13 protein-coding genes are annotated in these 17,130 nt (G+C 45.0%); 5 read left to right on the forward strand and 8 right to left on the reverse strand.

The window, feature by feature from the left end; all coding sequences use genetic code 11:
• The first annotated feature begins 5 nt into the window (after positions 1 to 5).
• The gene (locus LDX50_RS20360) at positions 6 to 1,277 is read left to right on the forward strand and encodes a type IX secretion system plug protein (RefSeq protein ID WP_225698047.1); all 1,272 of its coding nucleotides are present in this window, start codon (positions 6 to 8) and stop codon (positions 1,275 to 1,277) included.
• Here LDX50_RS20360 and cas6 read toward each other — a convergent pair.
• From cas6 to LDX50_RS20380, 4 genes are all read right to left on the reverse strand, one after another.
• A complete protein-coding gene (cas6, locus tag LDX50_RS20365; RefSeq protein WP_225698048.1) occupies positions 1,258 to 2,064 on the reverse strand; it encodes a CRISPR-associated endoribonuclease Cas6 in 807 nt (268 codons plus the stop codon). The two genes, LDX50_RS20360 and cas6, sit on opposite strands and share 20 nt — an antisense overlap.
• Positions 2,065 to 2,251: 187 nt before the next feature.
• A complete protein-coding gene (gene ychF, locus LDX50_RS20370; protein ID WP_225698049.1) occupies positions 2,252 to 3,349 on the reverse strand; it encodes a redox-regulated ATPase YchF in 1,098 nt (365 codons plus the stop codon).
• A complete protein-coding gene (locus LDX50_RS20375; RefSeq protein WP_225698050.1) occupies positions 3,310 to 4,449 on the reverse strand; it encodes an AI-2E family transporter in 1,140 nt (379 codons plus the stop codon). Before LDX50_RS20375 ends, ychF begins: the two co-directional genes overlap by 40 nt.
• Positions 4,450 to 4,514: 65 nt before the next feature.
• Positions 4,515 to 4,877, reverse strand: a complete 363-nt coding sequence (locus LDX50_RS20380; RefSeq protein ID WP_225698051.1) for a DUF3276 family protein — start codon at positions 4,875 to 4,877, stop codon at positions 4,515 to 4,517.
• A gap of 162 nt (positions 4,878 to 5,039) precedes the next feature.
• On the opposite strand from LDX50_RS20380, the gene LDX50_RS20385 reads away from it, so the two are divergent.
• Positions 5,040 to 5,942, forward strand: coding sequence for a DUF58 domain-containing protein (locus tag LDX50_RS20385; RefSeq protein WP_225698052.1), 903 nt, complete (start codon positions 5,040 to 5,042; stop codon positions 5,940 to 5,942).
• Here the strand turns inward: LDX50_RS20385 and LDX50_RS20390 are convergent.
• Positions 5,939 to 6,283, reverse strand: a complete 345-nt coding sequence (locus tag LDX50_RS20390; RefSeq protein ID WP_225698053.1) for a 4Fe-4S binding protein — start codon at positions 6,281 to 6,283, stop codon at positions 5,939 to 5,941. The two genes, LDX50_RS20385 and LDX50_RS20390, sit on opposite strands and share 4 nt — an antisense overlap.
• 100 nt (positions 6,284 to 6,383) lie before the next feature.
• Here LDX50_RS20390 and LDX50_RS20395 point away from each other — a divergent pair, with 100 nt between their 5' ends.
• Positions 6,384 to 7,409, forward strand: a complete 1,026-nt coding sequence (locus LDX50_RS20395) for an acyl-CoA reductase (RefSeq protein ID WP_225698054.1) — start codon at positions 6,384 to 6,386, stop codon at positions 7,407 to 7,409.
• Between the two features lie 16 nt (positions 7,410 to 7,425).
• Here LDX50_RS20395 and LDX50_RS20400 read toward each other — a convergent pair whose 3' ends face one another.
• The 3 genes from LDX50_RS20400 to LDX50_RS20410 all read right to left on the reverse strand — a co-directional run bounded on the left by LDX50_RS20400 (position 7,426) and on the right by LDX50_RS20410 (position 16,029).
• Positions 7,426 to 15,015 (reverse strand): T9SS type B sorting domain-containing protein, encoded by a 7,590-nt coding sequence (locus tag LDX50_RS20400; RefSeq protein WP_225698055.1) that lies wholly within the window; start codon positions 15,013 to 15,015, stop codon positions 7,426 to 7,428.
• Position 15,016: 1 nt separating this feature from the next.
• Complete coding sequence (locus LDX50_RS20405; RefSeq protein WP_225698056.1) at positions 15,017 to 15,334, reverse strand: hypothetical protein; 318 nt, start codon at positions 15,332 to 15,334, stop codon at positions 15,017 to 15,019.
• 197 nt (positions 15,335 to 15,531) lie between these two features.
• Positions 15,532 to 16,029, reverse strand: a complete 498-nt coding sequence (locus tag LDX50_RS20410) for a hypothetical protein (protein ID WP_225698057.1) — start codon at positions 16,027 to 16,029, stop codon at positions 15,532 to 15,534.
• An 83-nt stretch (positions 16,030 to 16,112) separates the two neighbouring features.
• Here LDX50_RS20410 and LDX50_RS20415 point away from each other — a divergent pair, with 83 nt between their 5' ends.
• Both LDX50_RS20415 and LDX50_RS20420 read left to right on the forward strand, forming a co-directional pair.
• Positions 16,113 to 16,748 (forward strand): hypothetical protein, encoded by a 636-nt coding sequence (locus tag LDX50_RS20415; protein ID WP_225698058.1) that lies wholly within the window; start codon positions 16,113 to 16,115, stop codon positions 16,746 to 16,748.
• Positions 16,741 to 17,046 (forward strand): hypothetical protein, encoded by a 306-nt coding sequence (locus LDX50_RS20420; protein WP_225698059.1) that lies wholly within the window; start codon positions 16,741 to 16,743, stop codon positions 17,044 to 17,046. Before LDX50_RS20415 ends, LDX50_RS20420 begins: the two co-directional genes overlap by 8 nt.
• Positions 17,047 to 17,130 lie beyond the last annotated feature (84 nt).

Below are 17,130 nucleotides of genomic sequence, written 5' to 3' on the forward strand. Positions count from 1 at the left end.
CGACTATGACATATCCCATTGCATCTGCGATTACCCTTCTATTGGGCCTTGTTTCCTTTTTCCAGAACGACAAAACGCTCAGGTATGAAGACTGGTCCTACGAGGCAGAAATAAGAACTGTCATGTTATATCCGTTTACGGGCCGGCCCCAGGATATGTTACAGCCTCCTGCAAGCCCTTTGGGCACACAGAACCTGGTTCTTGAATTTGACGACCTGGTTGACTCGCCGGAAGACTATATGGTGCGGATCATTCATTGCAACAGCGACTGGAAACCTTCCGGACTCAGGGCGCTTGATTATTTATTTGATTACAATGAATTCAATGTTAACTCCTATGAATTTTCGATCGACACCAAGCTCGCATACATTCATTACAGGTTTCAGGTTCCACGTGTAAAAATTCCGGGAAATTATCTCCTTGTCGCCTACCGGGAGAATAACCCAAAGGATATCATCCTTACAAAGCGTTTCATGGTGTTTGAGAACCGGGTGAATGTCCTTTTGAGCACCGGTCTTAATAATATAACATCATTGAGCCGGATGAATCAACAGCTTGACTTTGCCATCAACTATCAGGATTTCCCAATCCAAAATCCGATGGAGCAAATAACGATTGTACTGCGACAGAATCAGCGCTGGGATAATGTTATCCGTGTCACCAAGCCTACTTTTTTTAGAGAAATTGACAAGATGCTGGAATATCGGTTTTTCGCCGAGAAGGATTACTTCACCGGTGGTAATGAATTTCGCTTTTTTGACATGCGGTCCCTGAGATCTCCAGGGCAAAATGTTGCTTATACAGATCTTTCAAAGCGACCGACCCAGGTTGTTTTAGGAAAGGACAAGCCCCGTATATTCGAAGTTTATTCGCTGCTCAATGATCTGAATGGCAATTTCATTGTCTCAAATATGGATACAGGCAATGGAGTGGTAGAATCTGATTATGTGGAAACCGTATTTACCCTGGAAAGTGATCCGTTGCCGGGAGACGTCTATGTGGTTGGCAGGATGAACAACTATCATTATATCCCTGAGAATAAAATGCAGTACGACAGGTCGCGCGGCATATATACAGGCAGGCAAATATTAAAACAAGGCTGGTATGATTATCAGTATATCATCAAAAATGACACACTCCCGATGAATTACCTGGAAGGCAATCATTTTGAAACTGAAAATGAATATGAAATCCTCGTGTACTACACACCGTTAGAAATGCGTGGCGACCAGCTTGTTGGCTATCGCCACATTACACTTAATGAACGGTTGCGTTAAATTCGTATTTCAGCACACGGCTGTTGGGATCAGAATTAGCTACATCCAGCATCCCGAAACCTTTGTGGGTGAATTGACCCAACCCGCAGTTAAAGACGAAATCCAATACTTCGGGAGCCGCGTATAATGTGAACGGAAAGGTATAGCCCCTCACTTCATATTTCACATCCTGATCAAAGACCGGATAAATCCGCGCATACTTCTTTTGCTGAGCCGTTAACCGGGCGATATAATTTTTATCGGGGATCAGCTGAAATTTATAGAAGCTGGCGATCTGCTCGTCGGTAAAGTCTCCTGTACTGGCCATACGCTGAATCGTGGATTCGTACAGCAGGTCGGAAAACGAATCCGTTTCCGGCGGAATAAAGCGTTTTGCGGTACTGTCGTTGAAACTTGAGTTCATGAGAACAAGCGGGGAAATACAAATAAACTTTCCATATTCGCCCATTTCAACAGCTTCCTCCAATTCAACAAATTCCGGCTGAAGTGCCAGGGCACCAAGCTCCACTTTGGGAAAATCGAAAAGGTTCGCCAGAAAGTAATCGATAAAGTCCTTGCTGGGTGAAGAAAGCACCAACGTAACGCGTGATGAATAATAATGCAGCCCCTTACGGCTGATCTTCGTCTGTCCCTTCAACCCCGAAAAATTATAAAACGAATAGTTTATATACTTCTCGTCGCTGCCCTTCATAAGGACTCCCTTAATCATCTGAGCTAGCAAATATTGATGATGAAAGGGAATATGACTTCCTCTGTTCTTAAGTAGAAAAATGATCCTGACTCTCAATTTGTCTTCGTTTTTTTAAAAAATCAGGGCACAGGATATAGTAGAGTATAGCCTCAATGCCTTACGAATTTCATGGTCTATTCAAAAATCGTTGGATCTTCCAAGCGATTAAAAAATGCTATTATAGCTTCTAAAAATAGTATTAAAAGCTTAAATGTAAAAATTCATGTAATAAAATGTTTCAATTTTAAACGTTAAAGCGAAAATGCATGATATCCCCGTCTTTAACGATATAATCTTTTCCTTCCACTGCCATCTTCCCCGCCTCTTTACAGGCATTTTCAGTCCTGTATTTTTCGTAGTCATCCAATTTGATAACCTCTGCACGGATGAAGCCCTTTTCAAAATCGGTATGGATCACTCCAGCTGCCTGAGGGGCCTTCCATCCTCTCTTGATGGTCCAGGCACGAACTTCCTTCTCGCCGGCGGTAAAATATGTGATAAGGTTCAATATATGATATGCCGCCTTGATCAGCTTATTCAGTCCGGATTCTTTCAACCCATACTCTTCTAAAAACAAACTCCGCTCGTCAGGATCTTCCAGTTCAGCAATTTGTGCCTCAATGGATGCTGATATCACAATCACCTCTGCTTCCTCATCCTTTACCGCTTCCCGCAGGCGATCACTGTGCTCATTGCCTTCCGGCAAAGCACCTTCTTCCACATTCGCCACATAAATTACAGGCTTCACTGTTAGAAGGTGTATGTCATATATGGACTTTTTCTCCTCTTCGGTAACCACCAGTGACCGGGCATTTTTCCCGGATTCCAGATGAGCCTTGAATTTTTGGAGTACGGCGAGGTCTTTTTTCGCTGCCGCATCACCACTCTTTGCAACCTTTTCGAGACGCTGAATCTTCTTGTCAACAGATTCCAGATCCTTCAACTGAAGCTCGGTATCTATTACCTCTTTATCGGTAATCGGATCTACCTTGCCATCAACATGCACAATATTATCATCGTTGAAACAACGTACCACATGCGCTATCGCATCCACTTCCCTGATATTGGCAAGGAATTGATTACCAAGACCCTCCCCCTTGCTGGCACCCTTTACCAGGCCGGCAATATCCACAAATTCAATGGTGGTGGGCATTACCCGCTGTGGACTAACAAGGTCCTTCAGAATATTAAGACGTTCATCCGGAACCGTTATAACTCCTACATTCGGTTCAATTGTACAAAACGGAAAATTTGCCGCTTCAGCTTTATTATTAGAAATCGCATTAAAAAGTGTGGATTTTCCTACGTTCGGAAGTCCAACGATCCCGCATTTGAGTGCCATGGTTGCAAGCTTTGTGTTCGAAATACCTTATAACTTCGGTAGCCGGTGTATAATTCACCCAACGACACTCGCAAAACCGTGTAAACGGGTATTGCAACAATCATTCCCGGGATCCCGGCCAGCGAAGCGCCTGCAAATATAATTATAAAAATTTCCAAAGGATGCGCTTTCACACTTTTTGAGAAAATGAGCGGCTGCAATACGATATTATCAATTAGCTGAACGATTGCAAAGACCGAGGCGATCTTAATCACCAGCAAAAGAAAATCCTGTTGGGTAACAATATTGGCCCCGGTGGAAACCCCCACAATGATTCCAAAAGTAGCCCCCAAAATCGGACCCAGATAAGGAATCAGGTTTGCCACGGCCGCAAACAACGCGATGGTAAGTGCATATTTAATCCCGAGGATGGACAGACCGATGGCTGCGATGCTAAAAACAGAAAACATTTGAATCAGCAGTCCGACGAGGTAATTGGACAGCAACCTCTCAATCTTGTTAAAGGCCGCGATCGTCACTTCAAAATATTTATTGGGGATCAGGGAGATCAGCTGTTTACGCAAATATCCCATCTCATAAAGGAAGAAAAATGTGATAAATGAAACTGCAAGGACACCCACAAAGAAATTACCCGTGAATGAAAGTAACTCATTCAGAATGTTGCTGATGCGTATCGTAGAGATAAAGCTGATAAGTTTCTGTCTCAGCACATCCACCAGAAAACCAGGTTCGTCCCCGGTGAGGTTATTAACAATCATGAAATCCTCAAGGTCCTGCAGGGGAACCGTGGCGCGCTCATAAAGCTCTTCGTAATTAATTCTTCCAATCACCTGGATTTGTTCGGAGATCAGGGGTATAAACAGCACAACAAATGCTGAAATGAAAAGTATAAGTGCCGCGAAGGACATGATCACCGCCAGAAATCGCGGGATACGCTGCTTGAAGACATGAATTCGCGTTATTAGGTTGGTAAGGGGGCGCAATATCGCTGCCAGGACTACTGAAATAAGGATATAAATAAATATATCCGTAAAGAGCCAGCCCAGGAAAAGCAATGCCAGCACCAGTACAGCCAGGTATAGAATTGGCTTTCTCCTCATCACATCTTCTTAATAAAAAAAAGCCCCGAATCTCTCCGAGGCACCTCTGTTAACAATGAGTATAATCAATCCCATTTGAGCTCACTATCGAGCCCGCTGCCATTGGAATTATTGCTCTCATAATCACCGTCCTCATCACTCAGGCGATCATACTGTGAAAAGTCCACCTCCGGCAACAGTTCATCCTTCACATGATTTACAGTATTATGCAGTGCCTCTACGAACTTGTTGAAATCTTCCTTGTACAGGAAAATTTTATGCTTCTCATACGTAAAGCCATCATCCTTGTATCTGCGCTTGCTTTCGGTAATAGTTAAATAATAGTCATTAGAACGTGTCGCCTTAACATCAAAGAAATAAGTCCGTTTACCGGCACGCACCCTTTCCGAAAATATTTCTTCTCTTTCATTCGTATTGTTCTCTTCCACAATCCAGGTTATTTAGTTTATACTATCGTATTTTTTGAACAAATCAAGTCCTAATATAGTATAATAAAAGTATTCGATGCAAACAGCATTTTGCGATTTATCCATAAATTTCAGTAATATTCAGGGTAGATCAATTTAATAACATTCGCGTAACATCCGTACATGAAACTTCCACTCGACAGGATCAAAGAACTTGGGAATATAGACTTCCTCGCGCGTCAGCTCGTCGATGGATTCATTACCGGCCTGCATAAATCACCCTATCACGGCTTTTCCGTGGAGTTTGCAGAACATAAGCTGTATAATACCGGAGAAAGTACGCGACATATCGACTGGAAAGTATATGCCAAGACCGAACGGCTTTATACCAAGCGATATGAAGAAGAAACGAACCTGCGATGCCAGCTTGTCATTGATGTTTCATCCTCCATGTATTATCCCAGCGAAACGCGCGGTAAGCTAATGTACAGTCTGTTGAGTGCCGCGGCGCTTGCATTCATGCTCCAGCGACAGCGCGATGCTGTAGGTCTGGCTACATTTTCCGATAAAATAGAATATACTTCGCAAATTCGTTCTACCTCGACACATCTTAATAAGCTGTTTATACAGCTTCAGCAGCTGGCGGATGATGAAAAGGTTGAATCAAAAACTTCTGTAGCCACCATTCTGCATGAAATCGCTGAAATGAACCCCAGAAGATCCCTGATTATACTTTTCAGTGACATGTTCGACAGCCAGGATACAAATGAAATTTTCAAGGGCCTGCAGCATCTCAAGCACAACCAGCATGAAGTACTGTTATTTCATATCACCGATAAGAAAACAGAATTTGAATTTGCCTTTGATGACCGGCCCTATGAATTTATTGATCTTGAATCGGGTGAGAAAATGAAACTGAACCCGGCAGATGTAAAAACGGCCTATCGTGAACAGATAGACCGTTTCTATAAAGAATTGAAATTAAAATGCGGACAGTTGAAAATTGATTTTATCCCGATGGATATTCACAATGATTTCAATGACGTCCTTTATTCGTACCTGGTGAAGCGCTCTAAAATGCGTTAGAGGTGCATCCACTCCTTTTTTGCCAGTAACTCTTCTTCCGTCTCCTCATAATCAGGATCAGGAATACAGCAATCCACCGGACAAACCGCGGCACACTGCGGCTCTTCGTGGAAGCCTATGCATTCTGTACACTTACTTGGAACAATGTAGTAGAATTCATCTGATACGGGGTCCTGAGGCGCATCAGCCGCCACCAGTGTTCCGTCTTCCATTTCAACATTGTCCAGGTCTGTTCCACCACCCCATGTCCATTCCATGCCACCTTCATAAATGGCGGTATTCGGACATTCCGGTTCGCATGCACCACAATTGATGCATTCATCTGTTATCATTATTGCCATATGTCAGCTACTTAAGTCTTATCTAAATTTAACTGTTACAAAAATAGAAAGTATCTTCGTGGTCTCAAACAAAATAAACCATCCATTGGTTACGCTTTCTATGGGAATTAACATTTTTCAGAAGGAATTCATTCAGGCAATATCGAATCTTCAGCATAAACTGAAAGATTTATCAGAAGAAGAAATGGATACCCTTGCCCTGAGGGCCTCCAATGAAAACCCATGGTTTACCAGGGAGAATGTGGAATTTGCTTTTACAGGCATTACCTCCATGTTGAATGAACCTTCTCTCACCCAGTGGCTCTCCGGATATGATACCGTAAGCAAACCATCCAGGATCGGGCTCATCCTGGCTGGCAATATTCCGCTGGTCGGCTTTCACGACTTGTTATGCGTTCTTGCGAGTGGTAATTATGCAGTCGTTAAAATGAGTTCAAAGGACAATGTGCTCATGCAGTTCATGATCGGCCAGATATCCGAAGTAAGTCCGAAAATTGGTGAAAGGATTATCCTTCAGGAAAGACTGAACGATGTGGACGCGATCATTGCCACTGGGAGTGATAATTCAGCCAGGTACTTTGAATATTACTTCGGGAAATATCCTAACATAATCCGGAAAAACAGAACGTCTGTTGCCGTTCTCACAGGATCGGAAGATGCTGAAGACTTTAAGCGACTGGGGTCGGATATATTTACATATTTCGGACTGGGTTGCAGAAATGTATCAAAGCTTTATGTCCCCGAAAAATTTGATTTTACACCCTTCTTTGAAGGGATTCAGCAATATGCCAATGTAATTCACCAGCATAAATACAATAACAACTACGACTTCAATAAGTCTGTATTGCTGGTAAACGGCGAACCGCATCTGGATAACGGCTTTCTGCTGTTGCAGTCGACCTCACAGCTGGTCTCACCGGTTGGGGTTCTGTTCTTTGAAACCTATGCAACACCCCGGGAACTCGAAGAAATGCTGGGTCAGCAGCGTGATAAGATCCAGTGTATCGTAGAGGCTGAAAAGACCCGTTTAATTACGGGAGCTGTGCCTTTTGGTAAAGCACAGCTGCCCGAATTATGGGATTATGCTGATAATGTGGATACGATGGAATTTTTGATGAGCCTTTAAGCCCGGGATCGAAAATTTAAGGGGCTATATTCCGTAAAATCTCAACCCAACCCTTATACTCTTCTCCATCTACCATGATATGGTAGAAATAAACACCATCCGGCAGATCACCACCGTCCCAGTTATTCTGGTAATTGTCTGAACTGAAAACACGTTTACCCCAACGGTTCGTAATAATCAGCTTCACATCATTATCCGGCTTATTTCGGATGAAGAATGTCTGGTTATCACCATCTCCGTTCGGCGTAAAAATATTCGGAATAAAGATGTCTGTATCCAACGGCACCCGGGCCACCAATTCAATGGAACAGCCCTGCTGATCCGCAACAAATACGCGATAACGCCCGGCAGGTATATCCTCATAAAGCTTCTCAAAATCAAGATTGCTATTGAGACGTACAGTATCAAAATCAGTAGAGAACGATTGTCCCGGCACTGCCGCTGAATCAAGCTCTATGGCAATCAGGTAAGGGAAGTCATTATCAACCGGCTGATACCCACCTATAAAATTGATTATCTGCATGGTACCTGTTGCCCTGTCGGGAAGCGATTTTGTCGTTACTCCGATCTGCGCCATCAATGGTGCCGGGATCAGCAGGTTCTCGGGATGATCATAGCGGATTTCCTGACCCGCACATATTGCCGGACTTTGAACAAGTCTCAATTTATATTCCTTGTTGGTTGTCAGGAAGAAATAATTCTCGATCAAATATTGGTTTCCAATATTCAGATTAAAGGTAATTTCCTCTACCAGCTGCGATGACAGATTATCAAATACACGTAACGTATAGGCGGTATTCGGATCACCCTGAATATCGGTGAGCAACAGCTGTTTCAAATTCGTACCGCCTGAACAGGTCAGCGCAAAATCAAAGAATACAGGCTGCGGTCCTCCGCTGATCGTTCTTTCCAGTTCAACCGGGCAGAAATTTGGATTTGTTGGAATCACAACCACCAAATATGCGGCGGAGATCAGCGTATCAAATTCAATATAACCGCCATTGTAGGTCAGATCCTCGTAAATTACCTGGCCCGCCTGTGCTCCATCCAGGGCCTCAATGGTTAGTCGGTAAGGACCTGGTACATCAATCGTATTATTTACCTGAATCTGTAAACCTCCGCTTCGGCCGTCATTTGAACAATCTGCCTGGATTACATTGGCCACAAGATCCACCTGGTTAGGCGAACCTACAGTGACAGGTATACGCTTGATACATCCGCCCTCATCCTGAATGAACACCGAATAAGCTCCAGCGGTAAGATCAGTCACTAACTCCTCGGCAGTGAATGGCTTAAAGTCTCCTGCCGGACCATTTCCAGGCACGACGGAGATCTGCCAAAGGTTATTAGGCGAATTACCACCCATCGGCGGGAAGGTAACTGTAATAGTGCCTTCATTGCCGTCACAAGAAGTTACCGGTGTTGACGCCACTGGCGTTACAATTTCCGGGTACAAATTATTGATGGTTACAAATACCTCTTCCGGACAAACATCCGAGGCATCATCACGGATCAGAATACCAATTGGTGAATCCGCCGCTGATAAATTGGTAACGGTAAATACCGAAGTAAGCGCCTGATTCCAGAGGACTCCATCCAGTGAATATTCGTATGGTGCATTTCCACCGCTAAGAATCTCTATTGTTGCCTGTCCGTCTGGTTCATTAAAACATTCACTGTCAACAACGTCAATTACAGCTGCCTCGAGAATTGTCTCATTCTCAAGTGTGAATGGCAGTGTACAGGTATTGCCATTGGTATCTGTAATGGTATACTGGTAATCATCTGCCGAAAGATCTTCGAAAAGGACCGGAATACCGGATGCTCCAATTTCACCCTGGTTAAATCCGTTGCTTCCAGACAACACCACAGTATAGCTTCCAGATCCTCCCGTTATGAGGAAACTCAGGGATCCTTCATCAGGAAGATTACACGGAGGCCTTACAGGTGTCACCTGTACTATGAATGCTCCACAACCTGCTCCACCGGTACAAGCCGGGTCGGTTGGCGGACGAACAGAAATATTTACAACATTCGAAGAAACCGGACCTGCAGGCGCACAGGATGCTGCAGGATCAGGATTCACTATAACATTCACCTGGTCTCCATCCGCCAATGTATTCGTAGTAAAGACATCTGAATTGGCACCTGCAACCGGAGCTCCGTTAATCTGCCATTGGTAAGTCGGGTTCAATCCAGCTTCTGTTACCGAAGCGGTAAACTGAACAGGGTTACCTGAGCAGATGGTTGTATTGTTAGCGACAACCGAAACAGAAGGATTTAGCGAATTAACAACATTGATGGTATACGGTGACGAAGTAATCACAGGATTATTCACACATGTTGCTGCAGGATCTGCTGTAAGAACAACTGTAACATTATCCCCGTCGGCCAGTGTGGATGAAGTGAATGTGATATTCGTCTCACCTGCCACATCAGCACCATTCACCTGCCACTGGAATGTTGGATTAGCACCGGCATTCTGCGCTGTAGCAGTGAATGTTACAGCATCGCCGACACAAACAGGATCCTGATCAGCATCGATCGATACCGAAGCAGTAAGATCTGAAACCGTAGAAAGGGTAATTTCATTACTGATTACTGTTGTAACAGTTGCACATGTTAACGCAGGATCTGCTGTTACAACCGCTCTGATCACATCACCGTCATTCAAACCGGCGGAAGTGAATGTTGTACCTGTCTCACCCGCTGCATCAGTACCATTCACCTGCCATTGAATAGCAGGAGAAGCACCAGCGTCTGAAATGTTAACAGTAAATGTTGCCAGATCACCAATACACACAGGGTTCTGATCAACAGTAATATCTGCTACAGGAGTAACCGCATCCTGTACCAGAATGGTTACAGGGGCTGAGGTAAACGGACTGTTGGGAACGCAACCTGCAGAAGGATCGGCAGTCACTACTACCGTAATCTGGTCTCCGTTCAGCAAGCCGGTTGCTACATATGTAGAACTGGTGGCAGCAGAAATATCCAGACCATTTAATTGCCATTGATAGGTAGGATTCGCTCCTCCATCAGTAACCGCAGCATCGAAGGTGACATCTTCGCCGGCACAGATACTGGTATTATCTGCCGTTACATTGACAGTCATTGGTGTACCAGCCTGAACCTGCTGGGTTATCTCATTTGATGTTACGGGACTGTTATTCACACAGGTAGCTAATGGGTCTGCCGAAACAACCAGGCGCACGATATCTCCGTCATTGAGTGAGTTTGAAGTAAACGTGGGAGCTATTGCACCTGCAACATCAACACCATTTACCTGCCATTGATACGTAGGGTTCGCACCTGCATCCGTAACAGTTGACTGGAAGATAACATCTTCACCTATACATGCGGGGTTCGCTGAGCTTATTATGCTTGCTGTTGCTGTGAGATCACTCACAATATTAATGGCTATCTCATTCGACTGAGCTGTAATATTGGTCACACAGGTAAGTGCAGGATCTGTACCGATCGTAACACGCACCAGATCACCGTCATTCAAAGACGATGTTGTGAAGGTTTCTGATGTTTCACCTGGCACATCTACTCCGTTAACCTGCCACTGATATGTTGGAAGTGCCCCTGCATTCGTTGTTACCGCCGTGAAAGTGACATCTGTTCCGATACAAACAGGGTTCTGATCGGCACTTATCGTAACATCCGCGGTTAATGCATTGGTTGAATTATAAGTAATCTCGTTTGAAGTGGCCGGATTGTTGATCACACAGGTAATCGTCGGATCTGCCGTCACGATGGCTCTTACGATATCACCGTCATTCAGCAGTGTTGTCGTAAAGTTAGGTGAAGTCGCACCCGGAACACTTACGCCATTCACCTGCCACTGATAAGTTGGGTTGGTTCCTGCATCTACCGGTGTTGCAGTAAATGTAGTGGGTGTACCAATACACGCGGGCAGCTGGTCTGCAGCGATAGTTACAGATACGTCATTCGCAGGTGAAATCAGAGATGCATTAAAAGAAACCCTTGCCTCGCCATCATTCTCGAAATATTCTAACACAAGATCAGTCGATCCATCCAAACAGATATTGATCGTTCGGGTAGTATAGGTTTGTAGAATAAATTCATCAATAATAAAAGTAGCACCGCCGTCGAGGGACAGTCTGAAACCATCGTCCCCTCCTACTGTGATCTGGTACGTTCCTGGCGCAAAATTCTTTCTCAGCTTAAAACGAATGCTGAAATTATCATCATACACCCCGCATAAATCAGGTCCGCTAAGGGGTGTAAGATTATTCCCCAGATTTAAGTCAAAATTTTCAGGCTGATTAATGAATCCCTTGTATTTCGCGGGATCAAAGTCTACACGGCCGGGATATGGAGGACCTGTCGGACCGTCTTCATATACATATCCAATCCAGTCTCCAGAGCCAAAACTCACCTGGTCTCCAACGATCGGCTGCACCGTTACAGTAGCGCTGCTTCCGAGTGGATCGGTTGTACATCCTGTACCCAGGTCAGTAACGCGGACAAGATCGTAGGTAGTAGTTGTCCCTGGATTCACCTGGAAAATAAACGGAGATGCAGCAACATTAACTGTTGTCTCAGCTACACCATCGCTGTAAGTGAGATCCCATGGCCCAACTCCAGTTAGGTCAACACCAAGGTCGGCCGGTGAACCTTCACAAGCTGTTATATCACCCTGGAATATTGCGGTTGGTGCATCTGAAACACTAACGGTGGGCTGATCGGTAAGAATTGCCGAACACCCTGCTCCATTCAAAGCAGCAATTTGATATGTTGTATTAACAGCTGGTGCCTGTGCAGAAGGAATAATAAGATCTACATTCCCTCCGTTTCCGGCCACTGTTACCGGTGGAGTGAGCGGGTTTCCTCCCAGATCCTGAAGTTCGTACGTGACGCCGTTTTCCGAACCTGAAATGGTGATCGTAACCGGATCGGAAGAAGGGTTACAGGATGCAGCATCGGATACTGCAAGTGAAATGTCCGGCTGTGGACTAACCGTTACCACCGGTTCATTTGCGTTGATTATCTCACCACACCCTACTATCTGGGCTACAACACGGTAGGTGGTAGTTACTGCGGGGGCGTTTGCCTGAAGGATAACAAGATCAAGGTCTCCACCTGTACTCACAGCGGTAACCGGAGGCGTAAGAGAAGCTCCTGACTGGGTCTGTAATTCATAGGTCAGGCCTGCTGTAGTTCCGCTAACAGTGATTATCACATCTGAAAGTGCAGGATCACAAATCGTAGGATTCGTTACAGGAAGGTTAATGGAAGGTTCTCCAATGATCAAATCTGCCGTTGTTACCGGACCGCAAGCATTAGCATCCGTAATTTCAACCGTGTAGGTACCTGAAACAAGACCTGCAAATATTCCCGTCGCATTCGAAATTGCACCGGGCTGGAGGGTATAGGTAAGTGCGCCAGTACCACCTGAAGCTGTAACAGCTATGCTTCCGTCATTTCCGCCGCCACAGGTAGCATCCACTGTGACTACATTATCAATGACAATAGCTGCCGGATCAGTAAGTGTTATGGTCCCTGTTACCTCAGGTCCGCATCCGTTATCATCCGTTATCTCAACTGTGTAATCACCTGCCACGAGGTTATCGAATACACCCGTCGTATTCGAAACCCCGGCAGGTTGTATCGTGTAGGTAATTGTACCCGTACCGCCCGATGCGGCAACCGTAATGTTTCCATCAGCAGCGGCGTTACAAAGAGGGTCTGTAAAGCTGGTATTGTCAATTACAATTGCAGGAGGCGCAGAAATTATGATGTCACCAGTATTGATCGGACCACAACCATTTGCCTCCGTAATATCGATGTTATAGGTTCCTGGAGCAAGGTTATTGAAAACCCCGGTATTGTTTGAAACAGCACCCGGATTCAATGTGAATGTATAGGGTGTTACTCCACCGCTAACGGCAACGCTGATTGTACCGTCCGTTGAAGTAGCACAGGTAACGTCGGTTGCTGTAATATTATCAATAACCGGCAATGCAGGCTCAGTAATGTTGATTGCAGCTGTCGTAACCGGTCCGCAGGCCGTTGCATCATCCACTTCTACTGTGTATACGCCAGCGGCAAGACCTGGAAATATACCCGTAGCATTGGTAATATTTAATGGCTGCAATGTATAGCTTAACGGAGCTGTACCCCCGGAAGCCACCACAGTTATGGAGCCATCTGCTCCGCTGTTGCAGGTAACATTCGTTGAAGCCACATTATCAATCGTGATGGCTGTTGGTTCAGTGATGGTGATCGTAGGAGTGGCGAACGGACCACAGGCATTGGCATCTGATACATCTACCGTGTAATCCCCTGCGGCAAGACCAGTAAATACCCCGGTGCCATTGGAGATTCCACCGGGCTGCAGGGTATAGACAATTGCACCGGTCCCCCCTGAAGCTGCAACGGTAATTGTACCGTCATTTCCGGCATTACAGGTTGCATCGGTTGAGGAAAAAGTATCTATAACAATCGCCGGGGGCTCGGTGATATTGATTAGCTGGGACTGCGCACAGCCGTCCGCATCGGTTACGCTAATTTCTATTACACCCGGACCTGCCGCTGAAAAATCCAGTGATGCCGCATTCGGCGTAATCGTTGCGCCTGCAGTATTCTGATCGACAGTAAAATTGAACGGACCATTTCCGCCGGTTACCGTAAATGTTCCGGCACCATCCGCTACTGCATTACAATTCAGTAAAATGTCTCCGGGAGATACCAGTTGAAGGTTATTCCAGGTAATGGTCACCTGATCCGTTGTTCCGGGGCAAATTCCACCATCGTCGGTGATGAACCATTCAAAAATATTATCGCCTTCCGATAAGCCGCTAACGGCTGAATTCGGATCATTGGGATCTGCAAATGTTCCCGTTCCTGATACCACACTCCAGCTGCCTATTTCACCTGGATTCCGGTATACATTACCTGCCAGGACAGCACTATTATCACAAACCACCTGATCCGGACCGGCATCAGCAGCAGTAATAATTGGCACAAAAATATCGATGATATCAATAGTACAACCTTTATCATCTGTTATTGTCACACTGTAATCCCCAGCATCAAGGTTAACAGGATCCTGAACATTCCCGGGATTTGTAGGGCCAGACCACGCGTATGAATAATTGCCATTTCCGCCTGAAACTGAAATGTCGATGGCTCCTGTTCCGGGTGAACATGCGGGAGTTACGTTGTCCAGTCCTGCTACAAGCGGGGTTGGCTGAAATATTTGAAAAGGGCCGGAATTACTGAAACCCGTACAGCTCGGATCAGATGGAAAGGTTATAAAAATTGAATAGTCGGCCGCCGGCAAATTGGTGAATGTGATACTGGGCGTATTAGCAACCTGGTTCTGAATCACTGCATCACCGCTCAATGGAATTCCGACTATAATATAATTGTACAGCCCGGTGTATCCGTTCGGATTGTTAAGAACAATTTCAAGTGTTCCATCATCAAAGCCATTACAGGTAACATCCGTCAGGTTTACCGTAATATCATTTACAGGACATTGCGCCTGCACCGAATACAACGGTGCGAGCAGAAATGATAGGGCTATAAATAATCGCAATACTTGCGGATAGCGTAAAAAATATCCTTTCATACTATTCAATTTCCTTTATTTGAATATTATCGATGATGGATTGGCATCTTTTTTCATCAGTAATATGAACACTGTAATATCCTGCTTTCAGACCCTTGAATTCCCTGTTTCCCTTTACGGGTTTGTCTACGGTAATCCACACAATCTGAACTTTTCCTGCACCCGGCGGTAAATCAAGTACAATTTCCCCGTTATTCTGACCGGGAGATGCGTGCCGTATGGTCGCTTCAATCTTTCCGCCAAAACACTTGCTTGAAAATTTTTCCTTTTCCTGTTTGGACTGGCTGAGCGCAGGTACTGTCGCTATGAACAGCAGCAAAATGGATAATTTTAATATGCTGGATACTGACATAAAAAATCTGCCTATTCAAAAAATAGTTAAAAAAATGATATTGATTCGATAGTTTACAGACTACCGAACATATCGTAAATATGGTTTTAAATTTAATTTATTCAAACTATTTTCTAAGGGAAATCCGAAAGGGCCTGATTTAGATATGTAAGAAAAAACCCCTATTAGTGATATTTCCGCTGAAGAATTTCGGCAAGGATGATGGCTTTGCGGGCATCTTCCGGGTTCTTCAGCATCTCCCTGATGCCTGGTTCATCCATGGCAGCCTCCTCTTCTTCCTCTTCCTGAAGGGTAACGGTTGACTTTGTTTTTACTCCTTCGATATTGACCATTTCATCCAGGCTTCGAAGTTTGTCCTGACGCTCGAAAGTAAAGGGATTTTCAGTTTCACGCTGAAGGGGCCTGCCGGCCCTCCTTACTTCGCGCTCGTCAACTAATTCATCTTCCTCCCATTCATCATCAAAGGTAGGCTCCGGTGATGGTTCCCTTCCACTGGTAAACTCCTGCAGGAGCTCTTCAAAGGATTTCACAGGCTGTTGAGGTCGTCGTGATGGCTGTCCGCCGGATGCGGCAGGTTTTTTCTGTCCTTTTTTACCACCCATCAGCCGTCCCAGCAGGGCGATCACCAGAAATATGATGTAAATGATTATTTCGCGGTCCATCCTTTTCAAATATAGGATTAAAAATGATAAATTCAGGAAGTATGACTCCCCTGTGGCTAGACCTGTTTTTTATTTTAATTTGTTTGACAACGGTTGGACTCTTCTATCGGGCCAATCCCGGCCTTCGAACTACGATACTTTTGATCCTGGTATGGTCGGTACTGCAATGTGTTCTGGCGATCCTCGGTTTTTACGGTGATCTCAAAAGAATGCCTCCTCCTCTCCTTGCCATCCTGTTGCCCCCATTCATTCTGATTATATATGGAAGCACCGGTAAGCGCCTCAGAAGGATCGAATCCCAGCATAATATTGTACGAAGCACCTGGGTACATTCCGTCAGACTCCCGGTAGAGATTGTCCTCTTCTATTTGTATTCTTATGAAATGGTGCCTCAGCTGATGACTTTTGCTGGCCGGAATTTCGACATTATTGCAGGTATATCTGCGCCGTTTGTAGCCCTGCTTTATTTCCGCGACCGAATCAGTGATCTTGGGCTGTTTCTTTGGAACGTTGTTTGCCTGGGACTGGTATTGTTCATTCTGGTGAATGGTGTGCTTTCAACGGAGGTTCCCTTTCAGCAATTCGCTTTCGAGCAGCCAAATAAAGCGGTTACACTCTTTCCCTACGTGTTGCTCCCGGCAACAGTGGTGCCGCTGGTTATTTTTTCTCATGTGATCGATCTGCTGATACTCGGACGTAAAATTAACAGAAATGATTAAGGACAACGGCTTCCGTGATAATATGCTGCTTCTGGCATTTCTGACCCTGCTGGTTTACCTGGGTTTCCGCCTTCACGGTGATACAGACATACAACTGCACGACACTTATTTTGTATTCAGCCCGCTAACTGTAATGATGTTGATGATGGCTCCCGTCTGGATGCTGGTATTGCTTCGCAGAAGCATTAGAACACGTTTCCGGTCCGTTCCATCAATAATTGCCCTCATCATCGCTATTGTGGCTTTCGGCTGGGTGTGGATTCCGTTTATTTCTGCCGTAATGGATTTATCCACTTAAGATTAAATCAGGTGAGTAAAAAAACTTGATGTAATCTGCCGGCTGACCGATCATTTTAACGCCAGCCACGGTGCATTATTAAGA

Source organism: Fulvivirga sedimenti (assembly GCF_020328055.1).

What these genes read in the sequence shown, in the direction of transcription:
- LDX50_RS20360 (WP_225698047.1), top strand. Translation starts at nt 6, where the DNA reads ATGACATATCCCATTGCATCTGCGATTACCCTTCTATTGGGCCTTGTT.
- ychF (WP_225698049.1), bottom strand. Translation starts at nt 3,349, where the DNA reads ATGGCACTCAAATGCGGGATCGTTGGACTTCCGAACGTAGGAAAATCC.
- LDX50_RS20375 (WP_225698050.1), bottom strand. Translation starts at nt 4,449, where the DNA reads ATGAGGAGAAAGCCAATTCTATACCTGGCTGTACTGGTGCTGGCATTG.
- LDX50_RS20385 (WP_225698052.1), top strand. Translation starts at nt 5,040, where the DNA reads ATGAAACTTCCACTCGACAGGATCAAAGAACTTGGGAATATAGACTTC.
- LDX50_RS20390 (WP_225698053.1), bottom strand. Translation starts at nt 6,283, where the DNA reads ATGGCAATAATGATAACAGATGAATGCATCAATTGTGGTGCATGCGAA.
- LDX50_RS20395 (WP_225698054.1), top strand. Translation starts at nt 6,384, where the DNA reads ATGGGAATTAACATTTTTCAGAAGGAATTCATTCAGGCAATATCGAAT.
- LDX50_RS20400 (WP_225698055.1), bottom strand. Translation starts at nt 15,015, where the DNA reads ATGAAAGGATATTTTTTACGCTATCCGCAAGTATTGCGATTATTTATA.
- LDX50_RS20410 (WP_225698057.1), bottom strand. Translation starts at nt 16,029, where the DNA reads ATGGACCGCGAAATAATCATTTACATCATATTTCTGGTGATCGCCCTG.
- LDX50_RS20420 (WP_225698059.1), top strand. Translation starts at nt 16,741, where the DNA reads ATGATTAAGGACAACGGCTTCCGTGATAATATGCTGCTTCTGGCATTT.